At 30.6% G+C, this 19,308-nt stretch carries 18 protein-coding genes; 7 read left to right on the top strand and 11 right to left on the bottom strand.

What is annotated here, in order from left to right; all coding sequences use genetic code 11:
- Positions 1 to 19: 19 nt before the first annotated feature.
- Positions 20 to 1,252, bottom strand: a complete 1,233-nt coding sequence (locus ACFWU4_RS06730) for an ABC transporter permease (protein WP_411126111.1) — start codon at positions 1,250 to 1,252, stop codon at positions 20 to 22.
- A gap of 8 nt (positions 1,253 to 1,260) precedes the next feature.
- Here ACFWU4_RS06730 and ACFWU4_RS06725 point away from each other — a divergent pair, with 8 nt between their 5' ends.
- Complete coding sequence (locus ACFWU4_RS06725) at positions 1,261 to 2,580, top strand: exo-beta-N-acetylmuramidase NamZ domain-containing protein (protein ID WP_411126110.1); 1,320 nt, start codon at positions 1,261 to 1,263, stop codon at positions 2,578 to 2,580.
- A gap of 1 nt (position 2,581) precedes the next feature.
- On the opposite strand, the gene ACFWU4_RS06720 is transcribed toward ACFWU4_RS06725, so the two are convergent.
- From ACFWU4_RS06720 to ACFWU4_RS06700, 5 genes are all read right to left on the bottom strand, one after another.
- The gene (locus ACFWU4_RS06720; RefSeq protein WP_411126108.1) at positions 2,582 to 3,013 is read right to left on the bottom strand and encodes a hypothetical protein; all 432 of its coding nucleotides are present in this window, start codon (positions 3,011 to 3,013) and stop codon (positions 2,582 to 2,584) included.
- 160 nt (positions 3,014 to 3,173) lie between these two features.
- On the bottom strand, positions 3,174 to 4,001 hold the full coding sequence (locus tag ACFWU4_RS06715; protein WP_411126106.1) for a glycerophosphodiester phosphodiesterase family protein: 828 nt from the start codon (positions 3,999 to 4,001) through the stop codon (positions 3,174 to 3,176).
- Positions 4,002 to 4,026: 25 nt separating this feature from the next.
- Positions 4,027 to 4,869, bottom strand: a complete 843-nt coding sequence (locus ACFWU4_RS06710) for a sterol desaturase family protein (protein WP_411126104.1) — start codon at positions 4,867 to 4,869, stop codon at positions 4,027 to 4,029.
- A 4-nt stretch (positions 4,870 to 4,873) separates the two neighbouring features.
- Entirely contained in the window at positions 4,874 to 5,773 is a 900-nt protein-coding gene (locus ACFWU4_RS06705; protein WP_411126102.1) for a hypothetical protein, read from the bottom strand.
- Positions 5,774 to 5,822: 49 nt separating this feature from the next.
- Positions 5,823 to 6,317 carry a YkgJ family cysteine cluster protein gene (locus ACFWU4_RS06700; RefSeq protein ID WP_411126100.1) on the bottom strand — a complete coding sequence of 165 codons (495 nt, stop codon included), beginning with the start codon at positions 6,315 to 6,317 and terminating at the stop codon, positions 5,823 to 5,825.
- Positions 6,318 to 6,416: 99 nt separating this feature from the next.
- On the opposite strand from ACFWU4_RS06700, the gene ACFWU4_RS06695 reads away from it, so the two are divergent.
- On the top strand, positions 6,417 to 7,163 hold the full coding sequence (locus tag ACFWU4_RS06695) for a DUF6090 family protein (protein ID WP_411126098.1): 747 nt from the start codon (positions 6,417 to 6,419) through the stop codon (positions 7,161 to 7,163).
- Positions 7,164 to 7,165: 2 nt separating this feature from the next.
- Positions 7,166 to 7,867 carry a class I SAM-dependent methyltransferase gene (locus tag ACFWU4_RS06690; RefSeq protein WP_411126096.1) on the top strand — a complete coding sequence of 234 codons (702 nt, stop codon included), beginning with the start codon at positions 7,166 to 7,168 and terminating at the stop codon, positions 7,865 to 7,867.
- Here the strand turns inward: ACFWU4_RS06690 and ACFWU4_RS06685 are convergent.
- A complete protein-coding gene (locus ACFWU4_RS06685; RefSeq protein WP_411126094.1) occupies positions 7,845 to 9,569 on the bottom strand; it encodes a TonB-dependent receptor in 1,725 nt (574 codons plus the stop codon). The genes ACFWU4_RS06690 and ACFWU4_RS06685 overlap by 23 nt on opposite strands.
- Positions 9,570 to 9,630: 61 nt before the next feature.
- Positions 9,631 to 12,654: a tetratricopeptide repeat protein gene (locus ACFWU4_RS06680; RefSeq protein ID WP_411126092.1), complete on the bottom strand. Its 3,024-nt coding sequence runs from the start codon at positions 12,652 to 12,654 to the stop codon at positions 9,631 to 9,633.
- Positions 12,655 to 12,869: 215 nt separating this feature from the next.
- Here ACFWU4_RS06680 and ACFWU4_RS06675 point away from each other — a divergent pair, with 215 nt between their 5' ends.
- The 3 genes from ACFWU4_RS06675 to ACFWU4_RS06665 are packed head-to-tail and all read left to right on the top strand — an operon-like array spanning position 12,870 to position 15,372.
- Positions 12,870 to 13,553, top strand: coding sequence for a cell division ATP-binding protein FtsE (locus ACFWU4_RS06675; RefSeq protein WP_411126090.1), 684 nt, complete (start codon positions 12,870 to 12,872; stop codon positions 13,551 to 13,553).
- Positions 13,554 to 13,588: 35 nt separating this feature from the next.
- Positions 13,589 to 14,443: a glycosyltransferase family 2 protein gene (locus ACFWU4_RS06670; protein ID WP_411126088.1), complete on the top strand. Its 855-nt coding sequence runs from the start codon at positions 13,589 to 13,591 to the stop codon at positions 14,441 to 14,443.
- Complete coding sequence (locus tag ACFWU4_RS06665; RefSeq protein WP_411126086.1) at positions 14,440 to 15,372, top strand: glycosyltransferase family 2 protein; 933 nt, start codon at positions 14,440 to 14,442, stop codon at positions 15,370 to 15,372. Before ACFWU4_RS06670 ends, ACFWU4_RS06665 begins: the two co-directional genes overlap by 4 nt.
- Here the strand turns inward: ACFWU4_RS06665 and ACFWU4_RS06660 are convergent.
- On the bottom strand, positions 15,357 to 15,764 hold the full coding sequence (locus tag ACFWU4_RS06660) for a sugar 3,4-ketoisomerase (RefSeq protein ID WP_411126084.1): 408 nt from the start codon (positions 15,762 to 15,764) through the stop codon (positions 15,357 to 15,359). The genes ACFWU4_RS06665 and ACFWU4_RS06660 overlap by 16 nt on opposite strands.
- A 4-nt stretch (positions 15,765 to 15,768) precedes the next feature.
- On the bottom strand, positions 15,769 to 16,851 hold the full coding sequence (locus tag ACFWU4_RS06655; RefSeq protein ID WP_411126082.1) for a glycosyltransferase: 1,083 nt from the start codon (positions 16,849 to 16,851) through the stop codon (positions 15,769 to 15,771).
- A 35-nt stretch (positions 16,852 to 16,886) separates the two neighbouring features.
- Between ACFWU4_RS06655 and ACFWU4_RS06650 the strand changes: the two genes are divergently transcribed.
- Entirely contained in the window at positions 16,887 to 18,023 is a 1,137-nt protein-coding gene (locus ACFWU4_RS06650; RefSeq protein WP_411126080.1) for a glycosyltransferase, read from the top strand.
- Here ACFWU4_RS06650 and ACFWU4_RS06645 read toward each other — a convergent pair.
- Positions 18,020 to 19,306, bottom strand: coding sequence for an O-antigen translocase (locus tag ACFWU4_RS06645; protein WP_411126078.1), 1,287 nt, complete (start codon positions 19,304 to 19,306; stop codon positions 18,020 to 18,022). The genes ACFWU4_RS06650 and ACFWU4_RS06645 overlap by 4 nt on opposite strands.
- Positions 19,307 to 19,308 lie beyond the last annotated feature (2 nt).

The following is a 19,308-nucleotide window of genomic DNA, read 5'->3' as shown; positions in this document are numbered from 1 at the left end:
GATTGTCGCAAACTTAGTATTAATCAAACCGTATAGCTTTAACCGGAGAAATCTTAGAAATAATAATAGATGGGATTAAAAGCATTAAAAGACAAGCGACAAATGTCCCTATATTTAAAATTAAAATATAATCTAAGCTTATATAAACAGGAGCTTCACTAACATAATAAGTATCAGGATTTAAAGGAAACAACTTAAAATACTTCTGAGCAAATAACAAGCTTAAACCTATTAAATTTCCCCAAAACAAACCTAAGCCAATGAGGTATGATGCATTATAGAGAAAGACTTTTCTAATGGTCCAATTAGAACTTCCTAATGCTTTTAAAACACCTATCATATTAGTACGTTCTAATATAAGAACCAACAAAGCAGTTATCATGTTTATGCCCGCAACAATTATCATAATAGCAATGATTATACTTGTATTAGAATCAAAAATCTTTATCCATTGAAAAACTGTGTAATACTTTCTATTTACCGGTCTTGCATTTAGATCTGACGATGTTTCTAAATACACATGTTCACTAATAGTCTGAAGCTCTGAAAAATCATTTATAAAAACTTCAAAACTACCTATCTCATCTTTTCCCCATTTATTTAGTCTTTGGATGTGGCGTAAATCTGCCAAGCAAAATTTTTCATCTAATTCTTGAAAACCAGAGCTATATATACCTACAATTTTATAATTGATTATACGAGGCATCTTATCGAGATTCTCACCAAATAAGGTTTGAAATTTGTCACCAACTTTAAAACCTAAACGATTTGCTAAATAACTGGATATTAAAATCTCTTCATTACGCTTTTGCGAAAAATCTGGTAATCTTCCATCAACTAAAAATTCTTTAAAATACTCCCAATTATAATCTGATCCTACACCCTTAATTACAACTCCTTCAAAATCTGTTTCTGTCCTAATAACAGCAAATTTTGATGCCACTCCTTGAATATGCTTAACGCCCTCTACAGAATTAAATTCTGGATAAAAATCTTGGTTTAAAGTAATTGGCACTTGAGATTCATCTGATGCATTAGTATCATAGTTTGTAATCTCGATATGTCCATTAAAAGCTACAACCTTATCTCTTATTTTTTGTTGTAAACCTAAACCTGTTGCTATAGCAATGAGCATTACTATAATACCAATAGCAATAGCAGCAATACCAATTTTAATAATTGGTGCCGAAACACTACTTTTATACGCTTTATTACCAATAATGCGTTTAGCTATAAACAACTCAAAATTCAAACTTCAATATGCATTTTAATATCTTCAAAAATACAGCTTTATTGTTTCTCTTGGTAGCTATTTCTTGTGGTAATCAGATGAAGACGGAAGACAACAAACAAAAGGCAGATGAGTTGTCTTCTAATGAGATACGTAAACAAGTTAAGGATGACAAGGCTATCATTGTTGGTGCTAACCAAACGGAAAAGTATTTGCCATTATTAAAGGGAAAACAAGTTGGTATTGTAGCGAATCAGACATCAGTAATATTTAAGGATTCAATCTATCTAACACTCAAAACAAATCCGAATTTTGCTAATGACAATAATCAAGCATACACCAAAATACAGTCAAGTAAACATTTAGTAGATTCATTATTAGGGTTAAATATTAACATCAAAAAAGTATTCTCACCAGAACATGGTTTTAGAGGTAAAGCTGATGCTGGTGAATTAGTAAAAGATGGTAAAGACACAAAAACAGGTTTAAATATTTACTCATTACACGGAAAACATAAAAAACCAACCACTGTTCAATTAGAAGATATCGATATCATGATTTTTGATATTCAGGATGTTGGTGTTCGTTTCTATACTTATATTTCTACATTACATTATGTGATGGAGGCTTGCGCAGAAAATAATATTCCACTTTTAATATTAGATCGTCCAAATCCTAATGGTAATTATATTGATGGTCCTGTTTTAGAAAAAAAACATAGTAGTTTTTTGGGTATGCATACTATTCCTTTGGTACACGGCACGACCATTGGAGAATATGCGAAAATGATAAATGGTGAAGCTTGGCTTACCAATGGTGTTCGATGTGAAATTACGATAATTGAAAATAAAAATTATTCGCACAGCTCATTTTATAGTTTACCTATTCGACCTTCTCCTAATTTACCAAACGACCTTTCAATAACATTATATCCTAGTTTGGGTTTATTTGAGGGTACAAATATCAATGCTGGTAGAGGTACAGAATTTCAGTTTCAACGTTATGGCTCACCGTTTTTAGATAACAATCATTATCAATTTAGTTATACACCGATTCCTAATTTTGGCTCAAAGTATCCAAAGCATCAGGATAAAGTGTGTTATGGTGTTGACTTGTCTGAGGTAAAAGCAAAAAGACAATTTACTTTAAAATATATCATGGACGCTTATAATAATGCTAAAATTAAGTCGGAAGTATTTAACACTAAAAATTTTACAACGCATGCTGGCACGGAGACCTTACAAAAGCAAATAGAGTCAGGTATGTCTGAATCTGAAATTAGAGCAACATGGCAAGATGATTTGGAAGCTTACAAAGAAATTAGGCAAAACTATTTAATCTACGATTAAACTAGTCTTTATTTGAAACCACAATGCGTTTTGGTTCTGTAGTTATTATTTCTTCGGCTAAAAGGTCTTTTGATTGTTGCTTCGGGATTTCTTTTAAAATGCGAACAACAAACACGATTCGCATCGGAGATTGTACAGCGACTAGTACATGTTTTCCTTTTGGAAGTTTATTTAAAGGTAATCTATAGTATGTAGTATCCACATAAAAATCAAAATCTCGACCATAATCTTTATTAATAGAATATAGATAGTTTATTTTTTTATCGCTTTGAAGAATTAAGGTGTCTTTAGTTGCATTTAATTTATGAATTAAACCTTTAGCTTGAATATTTACATTCTTCTCTAGTTTAGCAAAACGCTCTTGAGCCTTTAAAGTAAAACTTAGTAAAAAAATAAGGATAACGACAAGACAAATACGGATTACATTTTTCAAAAGACCATGACTAAATAGTTATACAAAGCGGTGTTTGTCAATAAGTCATTAATTAATCCGAAGCAAACATAATTGGTTTCGACATTTGAAGACTAAAAACTCTATGAAATGCATATATTTTAGAAGAAATGTTTAATTTAAAAGATTAACGGTCTAAAGCTTATTTTTTCATTAGTTCTAGAAGAAGATCTGGATAATCCGTAATTATACCATCAACTTGCCAATTAATCATTTGTAGCATATCTAGTTTATTATTAATTGTCCATGGAATAATTTGAAAATCTTGAGACTGATAGTTCTTTACAGATTCTCGTGAAAGTAACTTATAATAGGGACTTATAATTTCTGGTTTGTAATTTAGCTTATTGAGCTTTCCTTCTATACTTTCATCTTCATCAACTAACAATGCCACTGGCATCTTTGGTGATTGCTTCTTAATCTCTTGAAGTATTGCCAAATCAAAAGATTGTAAATTAGCTTTATCAAACTTACCATACTTCTCTATTTCACCCAACACAATCTCTACATAGTTAATGGGTTGAGGAGTATAAATACCATAATATTCAGGTTTTGATTTAATTTCTATATTAAATTTTACATCAGCGTTTTTAGCGTTAACTAATTCAAAAAGCTCAGACAATAGAGGCTTATATGTTTTTAATTTTTTTTGATTATTGTATGTAGGATGAAATTTTGAACCACAGTCAAATGTTTTAATCTCTTCATGTGTCATTTGATATAAGTTATAGTGCATTCCCATAGAATCTGGAATCACATCACCTTTAGGATTATAACAAATCAATGGATTCATAAACGGCTCGTGTGAGATTACAACTTTATAGTCTTTTGTTATAGCGATATCCAATTCTAAAGTATGTACACCAAGATCGATTGCTTTCTCAAAAGCCTGTAATGAATTTTCTGGTAATAATCCACGACAGCCTCTATGACCCTGTATATCGATTTGTTTTTCTGAATTACAACTCATAAAGAGTACTACTATTAGAAATTTACTAATCTTTAACATCAGCAGACAATGTTGGCTTCTCGTAATTTTGAAACGGTTGTTTTAATAGCTCACCAATATGACTGTTCTTTTTCTCATCTGGAAAAACATCTACTCCGTACACTAACTTTTCGCGTTCCATATACATGTATGTTCCAAATAATCTATCCCAAACACTAAAAATATTACCATAATTAGAATCTGTATATGGTAATCTATAATGGTGATGAATTTTGTGCATATCTGGTGATACCAAAAAATAACTCAAGGCTTTATCTAAACTTTTAGGTAATTTAATATTAGCATGTGTAAACTGAGTAAAAATTAATGACATGGCCTGATACAACATTACTAATGCAATTGGTGTACCTACTACAAAAACACCTAATAATGTAAAAGAGAAACGAATAACGCTCTCTATAGGGTGATGACGATTAGCGGTTGTTGTATCTACTTTATGGTCTGTATGATGCACTAAATGCACCATCCACAATGGTTTTACTTTATGCTCTACAAAGTGTGCCAAATAAGCTCCAAAAAAATCTAAAAATAACACTCCTAATAACGCGTATAACCAAAGTGATATTTCTGGCAACCAATTAATAATGCCAAAATCATTTGCTTTTACCCAGTCCGCAACACCAAGTAATAAAAAGGCAAGAGTAAAATTTATAATTATGGTGGTTAATGTAAAGAACAAATTTGGCAACGCATGGCTAAGTTTGTTGTAGTTAAATTTAAATAAGGGTAATCCACCTTCTAACAACCAAAAAAAAGTTAGTCCACCTACTAAAATCAGACTTCTATGTGAGGATGGAATGGTCTCAAAATAATTAATAAAGGTTTCCAATAAACTATTTGTTAAGATTAATAATAAACCATGCTTTTTTCAAATTTACTGAAGAAATATTAGATTTCCATAATTCTGCATTCTCAGGTTCATTTAAACTAATGTAAGCTGTAAAATAAAGAAATGAGATAAAAGGCAAATTACTTTTTTCTATAGCTTCCGCCTTTATTTTTTTCAATTGTCTTAAGGCCTTTCTAGACCTTTTTAAAATTAGAGCTTGTTGAATTTTTAATAGATCACAACGTTGTTTTAAAATCACCCTATCAGCCGGTTTTTGTCCTTCTAAAAAAGAAATAGCTTCGTTAAGATAAATATCTGATAAAGCCATAATATTAGGTCTTACATTTTTATTTACATATAAGGCCATATCTAAATATTTAGCGGCTAAATAATAAGAAGTATAGAACGTCTTTTCTTTTTTATAACCTTCTATTTCATTTTCAATTATCCTCGTGTTTATTGAATAACTCTCTATAATTCTTGAAATATTTTGAAACTCTTCAGTATAATAATTAACATTAATAATGTTACCATTTACGTCCATTATTTTTATAGAATCATCATTAAACTTATCTATGTAGGTTTGCTTTCGCTTCCCTCTAATTTCTTCATACAAATCAGCATACTTATTTTCATTAACTATAACTGGTACAAAATGTTTCCATATTAAAGGGCTTACGTTTTGGTCATCAAACAAATTGGTTATTAGAATTGTACGACCACTATCGTCATTAACTAAAACAGGATATTCGTATTGCGTCGTCTCCTCCCACACCATAAGTACCATTTTATTCTGTACTTGCGCTAAACTTTGTGCAATTTTAAGGTCAGTCATCCATTGCTGAGCAAATGAAGCATTAACTGTAAATAAGATAAGTAGTGATTGTATATAAAGTTTTTTCATACTTAATTTTTTACTTTGTGCATCAAAAATTATTCCGAAATTAATATAATTACAATTGAATTTGTTTTTTCATTTCTTCTACGATATTATAAGCGGCAGGGCAAATTGAAACGTTCTTTAAAGTTAGGTTAGAAATTTGCTGGAATTTCTTACGATCTGTATGCGGAAACTCTCTGCATGCCTTTGGTCTAACCTCATAAATAGAGCAATAATTATCTGCACCTAAAAACGTACATGGCACGGATTGTAGAACATAATCATTTTCTTCATCTAATCGCAAATAGGTACTAATAAATTGCTGTTCTTTCATCTTAAAACTCTTAGAAATCCTTTGAATATCCTTATCAGTAAACAAAGGTCCTGTGGTTTTGCAACAATTAGCGCAATCTAAACAATTTGTTTGTTTAAATTCCTCTTCATGCAACTCTTGCATCATATAATCTAATTTCTTTGGTGGCCTCTTCTTAAGTTTTGTGAAAAAGGCTTTATTTTCCTTGTGCTTATCTTTGGCTAACTTCGGCAGATTATCGATTTGGTTTTGCATATCGTAAAGTTAGTTAATAAGATAAGTCAAATCAAGTTCAGCATAAACAAAGATTTCATTTTTATTTATATTTGATAATAAGCTATCAACTAACTCATTATGTTCAAATTTTTTCGTAAAATTCGTAAAGACCTTATTGCCAATAGTAAAACCAGTAAGTATTTTAAATACGCCATTGGTGAAGTTGTATTAGTGGTTATTGGTATTTTGATAGCATTAGGAATAAACAGCTGGAACCAAAATAGGCTAAGCGACAAACAAGAATTAAATTACTTAAGTAATCTAAAAGATGAGTTGATAAACAATATAGACCAATTAAAGGTTATAGATTCTATTTACACATCTATAGAAAGAGATAATACTAAAGGTATTAACTTATTAAAAAATTACTCATCAATATATCAATTTAAAACCATAGATTCTCTATTAGGTACAACATGGATGACCTTCCAAGTTACAAATAGCACCTATAATGAAATGCTAAATAATGGAAGTTTTTATTCACTTAATAATAAAATTCTAAGAAGTCAAATAGATGACCATTATATCCTTTTAAAGCGATTTGAGAGTGCCTTTTTAGAGATTAATAGAAATGGACAAGATATTAGGAACAATAAAGATATATCCTCATTAGATTTACTGATCGATAGATTACGGGAAAAACCAATAAATCTTAAGGGTATTGATACCAATTGGATTCATAATGTCAATTCTAAAATCTATACTGGTTTTTATAGAAAAGCAAAATTTTATAAATCTAGTAGTAAAACGAGAAAACGGCTAGTAAATTTATTCACTGAAAGTTGTAATGAATTAATAGAAGCTATAGATAAGGAATTAAAATAAATATGAAAGACCTCTTAGGAAAAGCCTTATTAGATTACCAAAACGGAAATTACACGGAAGACCTTATCACGTCTACCAACATTTCGGATAATGATGAATTACCACTACCTTATTTGTTTAGAGACTATTCTGAAATGCCAAAACTCGAGCAGAAAGCGCTGCAACTTTGTAAGGGTAATATTTTAGATGTTGGTTGTGGATCTGGTAACCATGCTTTGTGGTTGCAAAATAAAGGTTATAACGTAAAAGCGATTGATAGTTCTAACGGCGCTATTGAAGTGGCTAAAAAACGCGGTGTTAGTAATGCTGAATTAAAACCCCTTTTAGAAGAAACCGACACATTTGATAGCATTTTGTTATTAATGAATGGCACAGGAATCTTTGAAGAATTATCTCAGGTTGCAAAGTACTTGAAGCATTTAAAATCACTTTTAAAACCTAACGGACAAATTCTAATTGACTCATCTGATATTTCTTACATGTACGACACATATTACTCTGAACGTTATTTTGGAGAATTGGATTATTTTATTTCTTATAAAGGAGAAAAAGAAAATCCAATGATGTGGTTGTACTTAGATTTTACAACTCTACAAACAGCTTGTATCTCTGTTGGTTTGAGCTGTGAGAAAATTGCAGATGGTGAACACTATGATTATTTAGCAAAATTAACCGTTCAAATTAAAAATCAAACTGATAAGTAGCACCTGCTATTGCCTGAATGCCTTGTACCGGGAAATTTAAGTAACGTTCATAGTCTTGGTTCAACATATTATTCACTTTGGCAAATACAGAAAGTTGATCATTAATTTTATAGCCTAAATGTGCATTGGCATCAAAATAGCTTTCTAAAGTTATTGGTGATGGGTCTGGGAATACCAATGCGCCAACTAACAATTGTTGATCTTTTCTTTCGCCAACATAAAAAGCACTAGCACCAGCATACCATTTTTCTGAAATCTGAACATCCATAAATATAGAACCTGTAACATCTGGCAAGTTCCATGCTTCAGCTTGGGTGTCTGTTGTGTAATTAAAATATTCACCCTTAAGACCTAAGGTAAAGTTTCTATTCACATCAATATTTAATTCACCTGCCACAGAAAATGTAGTGACATCATCGTAAACGACACCAAATGAATTACCAAATTGATAATCTTGGGTTGCAAAAGTTTGAGCGTCATTAGCTTTATACAATGCTTTTCCCTCTTCAGAAAAATAATTTCCTTTAACGTTATAACTTACATTGTTAGACAGTTTACCTTTTAATCCAATAAAGCCATTATAACGCTGATCAGTTGGAGCAATAAATAAGGTTGGTGATACAAATGGATTCTCGTTAGCAAAATCATAATATGAATTTTGTTGTAACTCCCCTTTTACTCCACCATAAGCAATTAAAATCTCATCAACTAAACGGTAACTAGCTTCAATATTCGGGTAGATAAAGAATTTATTATCATTAAACTCTGTATCATTTAGGTAAACTAATCTCACACCCAAATTAACCGTTAAGTCATCTTGTTTAAGCTGATATGATGGTGATAAACCAAATGTTACATTACCATAGTTAATTTCGGCAGTTCCATTATAATCACTATCAAAACTACCACCTATATAATCAATATAAAATTCGGTATTAATTTCTTCACCTTGGACTGGTATATCAAAACTTGTTTTAGCAATAAATCTATTTTCGCCCGAATCTTGATTATCTCCAAAACGTCTAAAACGTACGCTACCATCGTTTATAATAGCATCATCAAACTTTAATTTACCTCCAACATTAAAACTGTTAAATGAATGGCTTGGGTCAATTACATTTGCTTCTGTCTGACCAAAGAAATTTTGCGGTAAACCATACCAGTTAAAGGTTAACAAATCAAATCCTGCATCAATTTTCCATGCAAAATCTCTTAACTTTTGAGAGTAGTGTGCATTTAAACCTGTCTTAGAAAAATTATCATCTAACAGCAACCCTTCTATACCACCTTGAGATGAATGATGACTAAAATAACCACCTACATTCTCTGTATTACTTAATTCGTGATTGAGGTATATTTCGCCTAAAATAGTGGTGTAAGTACCTACACCTAATGATGCATAATTGTCATATAATTTCACAAACTTTGCTTTGTCCACATTTGCAGCCTTGCCTTTTGCTGGTGTAAATGTTGAAGCCACCGGAATAGAAAATATATTATATTTTACTTGCTTCTTCTTTATCGTATTAGAGTCATTTAATATCGGAGTATCCTTAATCTTAAAGGCATCAGAAATTGTAGGTGTGTATGGTTTTACCACATTAACGACCTGATCATCGATAGTGTCTTTTGTCCGTTCTTGGGCAAAACTTAAAGTTAAGCTTAAGGAGAAAATCATTAAATATATATATCTAATTTTCATATTTACGTGTTTGATTGAACATTGCGTTGATAATTATAAGATCTATTTTTTCAAAGAGATTTTAGTTATCGTCTGTTTCGATTGATGAATTTGTTTTAGCCTCTTCAGCTTTTATTTTATTTAATTCTATTCTAGCTTCTTGCACAACATCGTCAAAATCTGGGAAATTAGAAATAACACTCTCTAAAATATAGGTTGCTTGAAACGCATCTCCTAATGCATAGAAATTCTTGGCCATTACAACCAGACCTTTTGCACTATAATACTTATAACTACTATAATCTTTAGCTAATTTTTGAATTGTAGTATTAGAAGCTTCATACTTTCCTTCCTTATTTTTAAAATAACCATTATAAAATAAAGCTTCTGCAGCCACACTGCCAGTAGCAATTTTTTCCACATCTGCGTAAGCTCCCTTTGCTTTATCTTCATTACCTGTTTTTATGGCTGAACGCGCTATAATAATTTTAGCATCACTCTTTACTTTATTGTCTAAGTTTTTGTTACGTAATACTTTTTCTGCATATGTTTCAGCCTTACCATAATCATCTGTTTGATAGTAAGCATTCATTAAATTAGATTGTGCATATAATACATTCTGTGGATAATCTGCATCGGCTTCTAGCGTTTGTAATACTGGGATCGCTTTTGACCAATCTGCGTTATTAAGGTAAATTTCGCAAAGTCTTACCGTAGCCTGCTCAGTATATTCGCTTTTAGAAGCTTCAACAACATATTTGTAATGTGGTCGTGCATTTTCAAACAAATCTTTTTTGTAGTACAATTGTGCTAAGTAAAAATGCGACTTTAAAGCATGGATACCATTTGGAAATTGATTTAAGTATTTATTAAACTGACGAATCGCCTTATCTGTATCATTATCTAAATAAGGTTTTTCAGCTGCTTCATACATTGTATTATCCAATTCAACATCAGTTACCTCAACATAATCTAAAGATTTTACCCAACGTGCATATTCATCTACCTGTCCCAAATCTATGTAGATTAAACGTGCTGTTGACACAGCTTGCACTGCTTCACCAGAACCAGGAAAATCTTTTGCCACTTTTTTAAACTTCGTTAAAGCGCGCTCGTTATCATTTCCGTTATAGTACACTAACCCTTGTCTCAATAATGCTTTAGAAGTAAATGCACTTCTTCTGTATTCAGAATTTAATCGGTCATACATTTGCATAGCTTTATCTGTATTGCTAGACTTTACATAAGAATTAGCCAACTCATACATGGCATCATCTCTTAATGCTGATTTAGGGTAACCTTCTATAAACGTTTTTAACTCTGAAATTTTTGTTGAACTTTTACCCAAATACCCATGACTCATTGCTTTTTGAAAAGACGCATAATCTGTTTCAATTTCATTAATTTGAATTGCCTTATCATAAGCATTTATAGCATTTTGATAGTTACTAGAAACAAAATAACCATCGGCTAACCTCAGATAAGCATCATTTCTTCGTACGCGATCGCTTGCATTTTTATCTATAAAATTCTTAAAATACTTAGAAGCGTTGTTGTAATCCTTTAGCTTAAAATATGTATATGCAAGATTATAATCTAAATTATCATTCTCTGGTAAACTAGAAGCTTCAGACATACCAGCAAATTGCTTAAAACCAATTAATGCATCGTTATAATTAGTGAGATTATATTCTGTTTCAGATTTCCAAAACGTCGCCTTAGTTACAAAAATAGGATCGCGCGGCTCTTTTAATGAATTAGTAAACAATTCTAAAGCTTCACTATATCTTGTTTCATTATATAATTCAATACCTCTAAAAAAAGCAACTTTTTGATATGCCACTTTATTCTCAAAACTATTTTTTCCTTTAAGAAGTACTAATGCTTCTTTATAGTTTTTTGATGTGATGTAAGAATCTATTAAAAGTGTTTCAATTTCTTCTTTATAAGACGTCTCTGGGTATTTATCTAAATAACCTGCTAATACTTGAGGTACCGATTGGTAAGGGTTACCTATCTCATAACTAATCTTAGCGTAGTTTAACCACGCATCTTCTTGAATTTTTAAATCGTAGTCCATTTCAGATGCATTTCTAAATGCATTTAGTGCCTCCTGTTTCTTTTCGAGGTTTATATAACTTTCACCTAAATGATAATATGCATTTTGTGCTACAGGATTATCTGCATCTATAATTTTATTAAATTCTGAAATTGCCTTTTCAAAATCGTTTTGCTTGTAAAATGCATAACCTAGTTGGTAATAGTCAATATTATTCCATTTACCAGCTTTACCTTTATAGTCTTTTAAATACGGAATTGCTTCAGTATATTTTTCGAGATTAAAATAACTTTCACCAATAATTTTTGATAACTCAGACTTATCTCTCGCATTACTTTTTGGCAGTTGTTCTGATGCCAACTCTATCGCTTTTTCAAACTTTCCTAATTTAAAATTTAAATCTGCCTGATAGTATGAGAGTTTCTCTTTATACTTTTCATTGTCACTGACTTGGTCAAAATATTCATTTGCTGTATCATAGTCATCTCCTTCATAAGCCATATAGCCTATATAATATTTAGCCTGCGAACCATACTCTTTAGAATTAATAACTCGATTTAAATATTTTGTAGCTTGTGTTTTACTGCTAGTAGAATACAGGCTATAACCATAATTAAAGTTATAACGATCACGCTCAGAACGCGCAATACTCAACTCATCGACCTTTTGGTACCATTTACGTGCATAGGAATATTTAGAGTTTTCAAAATAATAGTCAGCAACATCTAAGAAAGCCGTATTACGTTTTGTACTAGTTGGATATTCTTCAACGAATTCTTCAATTAAATCGTCAGCGTTATTCTGATTTAGTCTAACAGCACAGTTGGCAATGTAATATGAACAATCTGATTTTAACACCACATCATCCGTGTTGTATTTTATATCGTCAAATAAAGACTGTGCAGCTTTATATTGCTTATTATTATATAAGGTTAATGCTTTCTGGTAGTCTTTTAAATCACTAGTGTAAACTGCTGATTTCTGAGCAAAACCTAGTAATGAAAAGGTAAGAAAAACGATGATTAATTGTCTTTTTAAAAGTAGCATTAGTTTCGTTTTTTGATTATTATTTATTGATATTCAAATATAAATTAATACAAAACCTATAACGATAGAAATTCTGTATAATTATAAACTGACTTATTAAATGTTAAAATCGTTATAGGTAAAAAGGCCTTCTTACGCGTTAATCTATTCTTAGTTAACTTGATAATTGATTTTATTAATAATACATTTACAGTAATCAAATTTTAAGCCATAATATGTCTGAAACGGTTTTACAACTCAAAGATGCAACAATATACCAAGGGGAAAGTATGGTGCTTTCTAATGTCAATTTTGAAATGGAAAAGGGCGATTTTGTCTATCTCATTGGTAAAACTGGTAGTGGTAAAAGTAGTTTTATGAAAACCCTTTATGGGGACTTAGAATTAAATGAAGGTGAAGGCAGTGTTGTAGATTTTAACCTTCGAACTATGAAAGAAAGTGATATTCCGTTTTTGCGCAGAAAACTGGGTATTGTATTTCAAGATTTTAAATTATTACCAGATAGAACTATAAATGGCAACTTAGAGTTTGTGCTAAAGGCAACAGGTTGGAAAGAAAAAGAAAAGATAAAAGAGCGTATTGAGGCTGTTTTAGACAAAGTAGCTATGAAAACTAAAGGGTTTAAATATCCGCATGAACTTTCTGGCGGCGAACAACAGCGTATTGCTATTGCTCGTGCCTTACTAAATGACCCAGAATTAATATTAGCCGATGAGCCTACTGGTAATTTAGATCCACAAACTAGCATTGAAGTTATGGAAGTATTGCAAGACATTAATAAAAATGGCAATACCATCTTAATGGCAACACATGATTATGCTTTACTTCTTAAATATCCTAGTAAAACATTGAAGTGTGATGAGAATAAAGTTTTTGAAGTGGTACAGCGCAAAGGTTAGACCTTTTTGCAATATTTATATTTGCATCAACAATTATGCTATCTATACTCATACCTGTTTATAATTATAATGTACTTCCTTTACTTGAAGAGGTACACAAACAAGCAGTTGAATGTAATATTAATTTTGAGATTATTGTAATTGATGATGCATCTACCGAGAAACATTACAATGCAGACCAAATACATGCGCTTAGTTATACTAAACTTATTTGTTTAAAACAGAATATTGGAAGAAGTTCTATCAGAAATTTACTAGCCAAAAAGGCTATTTACGACAATTTACTTTTTATTGACTCTGGTACATTCCCTAAATTAAATACTTTTTTAACTAGTTATTTAGAAGAACTAGATAAACCTGTAGTTATTGGTGGAATGATTGAAAAAGAAAATAAACCACAAAAACCATTTATATTAAGGTGGCTTTACACAAAGAAACGAGAAGCAAATACAAATAAAGATGTACTTAGTTCTGCTAATTTTCTAATAAAGAAATCGCACATAGAATCCCATCCATTTAATGAGGACTTAAAAAGTTATGGATACGAGGATTTAATATTCTTTAAAAACCTTAAAACAAATTCAATAAAACTGCATTTTATAAATAACCCAGTAATACACGATGGGCAAGAAAATGCAACCACTTTTATAAAAAAAACAGAAAGTGGATTATTAAATTTAAAGACATTAGTTTTATCTCATAAGCCTCTTGTAGATGATAATAAAATTATTAAATTACACAGAAAATTAAAATCGCTACACTTAGACTATTTAGTAGCTACAATTTTTAAATTGAGTAAACCTCTGCTATTTAAAAACTTTAATTCTTCAAAACCGTCTCTTATATTATTTGATTTTTATAAGTTAGGCTACTTTTGCAACATCAAATGATATCACAATCACCATTTTTTTCGGTTGTTATTACTGTATATAACAAAGCAGCTTTTATTAGAAGCACTATAGCCTCTGTTTTAGCTCAATCGTTTAAAGACTTCGAAGTCATTATTATTAATGATGGATCTACTGATGAAAGTGCTGAAATAATTAATAGTTTTAATGATAATCGTTTGAGATTAATCTCAACTAAAAACCAAGGTGCATCAAAAGCTAGAAATACAGGGATTGAGGAAGCAAAATATCAATACATAGCATTATTGGATGGTGATGATATTTGGCATTCTGATTATTTAAATGCCGTTTATAATGCTATTATAAAGTTTCCAGACGCATACATTTTCTCTGTTGCAATTGCTCAAAAATACAAGCATAAAACAGTACCTGTAAATTATAGTTTCAAACAAAAAGAACTGTACGCAATCTATAATTATTTTAAGGCTAGTCAAAAATATACTATACTAACAAGTTCTAGCATAGTATTCCATAAATCTGTCTTAGATAAAACAGGTTATTTTGACACAACGATAGTTTCAGGTCAGGATACAGATATGTGGATTAGGTTTGGGTTATTTTATGAAGTCGTTTTTATAAACAGAGAACTTGTACTCTATAATTACAATAATGAAAGTTTGTCTAACACAACTTTTAAATTAGATAAAAAACCAAAGTTCGACAAGTATTTTGAAGAAGAAGACCAAGATAATTTGGTTAAGACTTTTCTAGATCGAAATAGGTACTCCATGGCTATTTTAAGCAAACTCCAAAATGACAAAGACAGTTTTAAATTTTACAAATCTCACATAAAACTAAACTCATTAAATAACAAACAGAAAGTTTTAATAAATAGCCCAAAATGGCTAATAAAACTACTGTTGAAAATTAAATCCTTAAAAGGAGAAAAACTTTATTATTCTACAAACTGAGTTTTAAATTCTTTATAATTCCTAACATACTCAGATTCATCGTAAGTGGTAGACGCTAATACTAAACAAACTGCTCCTGATGAGAAGTTATCTATCTCTCGCCAAATATGTGTTGGAATATACAAGCCTTGTGTCGGTTTGTTTAACATTATACGTTTACTAGATTTTCCATCATCAATTATAACCTCAAAACTACCACTTAATGCTATAATTATCGACTCTTGTTCTTTATGAGCATGACCACCGCGATAACTATCACTCGGCACATCGTATAGATAATATACCCTTTTAATTGAGAATGGGATTACCTCTTTTTCTACAACAGCTAAAGAACCACGCTCATCGTGTACTTTTGGTATTTCAATTAATTTAGTGTCTCGTATCGTTGTCATGAATTTAATTTAAAATAGATTTCCAAACCGAGCCAATAGCAGTTCGAGAAAACTTCTCAACACTTCTTTTTGCGTTAGCCTCGCATTGTAAAAATAAATCTTTATCGTCAAACATTCTATTCATTGCATTAGCTAAAGCTTCTGAATTATTATTTTCTACCAATAAACCGTTATACTCATTTTCAATAATTTCATCTGGTCCAGATTTACAATCAACAGAAACAACAGGTGTTCCTGCAGCTAATGATTCTATTAGAACTCTCGGAAACCCTTCGTACTTACTCGTTAAAACTGTAAATTGCGCTGCTTTTACATACGGAATTGGATCAGGTTGAAAATCTAAAAATTCAACGTGACTTTTAAAGTTTTTTGCTTTTTTCTTTAAGAATTCTTCATCAACTCCATTCCCGATTATTTTCAATTTAACATTTAACTGCGAGAGTTTCGATTTAGAATATCCATCTAATAACAAAGAGATATTTTTAACACTATCATTTAATCTTCCATAAAATAAAATATACTGCTCTTCCTTTTTGTCTTTATCTAAATGAGTTTCATTAACTGTATCAATAGGATTATATATAACCTTTAAGTTATTAAAACCATATTCAGTTTTTAATTTGTCTAAAATACCATTTGACACAGTAATAATTTTATTAGCAGAACCATATAAAAATCTTGCAAAAAATCGATTTGAGTTTATATAATTATCCGTCTTATAACTACGAACACAATACAGTGTATCCTTAGGCTTATAAACCCACTTGGAAATCACTAGTTCTTTTAATAAACCAACACGTGTTCTATTATCTATAACAAAATCGAAGTTATGCTGTCTTAGATAATTTCTAAACACTTTTAATCTCTTAAATCTTCCTAATGTAGAATCATCCGCCGATTTTAATTTACCGAGATTAAGTAACTTTCCTCTATAAGGATAGTCTATTTGATCTAGTACCGAAACAATATGAATATCAAAACCCATATCAAATAATAACTCGGACAAAATAGCCGAAGACTTTTCTGCTCCGCCACCACCAAGAGAAGAAACAACAATACATATCTTTTTAGTGGTGGGTTTATTCATTTACAATTATCTTTGAAACAAATGTAACGATATAAATGAAAATTTTATTGGTTGGTGAATATAGTAGACTTCATAATTCTTTAAAAGAAGGATTAACTCACTTAAACCACGACGTTACGATAGTAGCTTCTAAGGACGGCTTTAAAAATTACACTGTAGATATACCAATACATAAACGTTTTCAAAAAGGGTTAAAAAAACTCATTAAAAATACGTTATATAAAATCACTGGTTTCGATCTAGAATCTCAACATGTAAAGAAAAGAATTAAAGAACTGAAACCTAAGCTTAGTAATTATGATATTGTGCAATTTATTAACGAAGGACCTTTTGGTTGTACCGCAAAGGTTGAAAAAGATATTTTCAACCTCATACATAGTTGGAATAAAAAGTTGTTTCTATTGTCTTGTGGAACTGATCATATAAGTGTAAAATACGCCTATAATAATAACCTAAAATACTCTATACTTACGCCTTATAAAAATGGCAAACATCAGTCTATGACGAGCTATGGATTAAAGTTTTTACAACCCGATTTTATAGCACTTCACAATCATATTTATAAAAATATTACTGGTGTTATTGCCTCAGACATTGATTACCACTTACCTCTTAGAAATAACCCAAAGTATTTAGGGTTAATACCTAACCCTATTAATATTGATTTATTAAAATTTAAAAGTTTAAAACAAAGTAATAAGATTATTATTTTTCATGGTATAAATAATAACAACTACTATAAAAAAGGTAATGATATTTTTGAAGATGCCTTAGCTATTATAAATAAGAAATACTCAGATAAAATAGAAATTTTAACCGTTAGAAGTCTTCCATATAGGGAATATATTAACGCTTACGATTCTGCGCATATACTATTAGACCAGATATATGCTTATGATCAAGGTTACAATGCTTTAGAGGCCATGGCAAAAGGTAAAGTTGTCTTTACTGGTGCAGAAACAGAATGGCTAAATCATTATCAGATCGAAGAAGACTCTATAGCAATTAATGCATTACCCAATGCTAAATCAATCGCCGAAAAACTAGAGTGGCTTATTGAAAACCCAAAAAAAATTAGTAATATTTCTGTGAACGCTAGGGCATTTATTGAAAAGCATCACAATTACATAGATTGTGCAAAACATTATCTAGACGTCTGGAAAAAAAATTAAGCCGTAGTAATTCTATTTTTATAGTAGTCTCTAATTACAAAAAGCACTACAATAAAATAAATAACATAACGCACTAAATGAGCTATTACCACACCTTCTGTTCCGTATATCCCAACGAAATATTTAGATAGCACAAAAAATAGGACTAAAGAGACAATTTCTGTAATCACAAAACTTTTAACTAGTCGTTTCGCAAGAAACTGATGCGCCAACACTAAAGCACAAAGCCTTATAAAATCTCCTATTAATTGCCACTTAAATAATGGCTCCATCCCTACAAAGTCTGGGTATATTATTTCTATAATTAGATCTCTCAGCAAATAAACTAAAAGCATACCTAAGCCAAAAATTGGCAAAATAGTTTTATAAATATTTAGTACTTCACCTTTAAAATCAACTTCACTATGAATATTAGCGAATTTTGGTATTACATAAAGTGTAAATAAACCTGTAGCAAAAACCATATAGTTTTTAGAAATAAATGTAATTGCAGTCCAATAACCAGCTTCATTAATGTTTATTTCGTCCGTTAGCAAAGTTCTGATGTAAATTTCAACATAATTTAATAAAAATGCTGATATAAAAGACATTAAAGTAAATGCCAAAAGTTTGTTCTTATAGCCAAGACTTAGCTTTATATTTTTATAATCAAAATAATCTCTTAAGGTCTTACCAAATACAAAACCCAAAACAATAAGTTGAATAAGTGGTGCAATAGCTATAGCAATAATAACACCTTTTATTTCTGAAGTATACAAACCTATAAGGATTGCTAAAGTTGCTAAGAGGTAACTTATAAGCTCAATCTTAGCATACTTTTTATATTCCGACAAACCACTGACAACACCATTGACTACTCTATTTACAGCTATAAAAGGAACAATTACTGCTAATAGCTTAAAAGCATATATAAAATCTAAGGAGTTAAAAAGATAGTTTGAAAAGTAACTTGAGCCAAAGAACAGAATAGTTGCCGAAAGTAAAGAACCTACAATTATGAACAATGTAACTGTTGAAAATAGTTTTTTCAATTCAGGTTTATTCTCTTTATGCTCCGCTATATATTTAACTACGCCGCTAAAAGTACCTAGTGTAGATGTACTGGTAAGCATTACCATAACATTTCTAAGTTGGCCAATGTTAGCAATACCAGCTTCTCCTACTGTAATAGCTAAAAGACGTTGAATGAAAACAGAAACAATAAGCCTAATGGTAATTACAACTGCATTAAGCGATGTTATCTTAAGTACAATATTATCGCCAAGAAATTTAGGGAGTTTCACGT

Source organism: Winogradskyella sp. PE311, from assembly GCF_046545555.1.
Classification (GTDB): Bacteria; Bacteroidota; Bacteroidia; order Flavobacteriales; family Flavobacteriaceae; genus Winogradskyella.
Note: the sequence above shows the minus strand (reverse complement) of the source record. Positions and strands in the feature narration are given on the sequence as shown.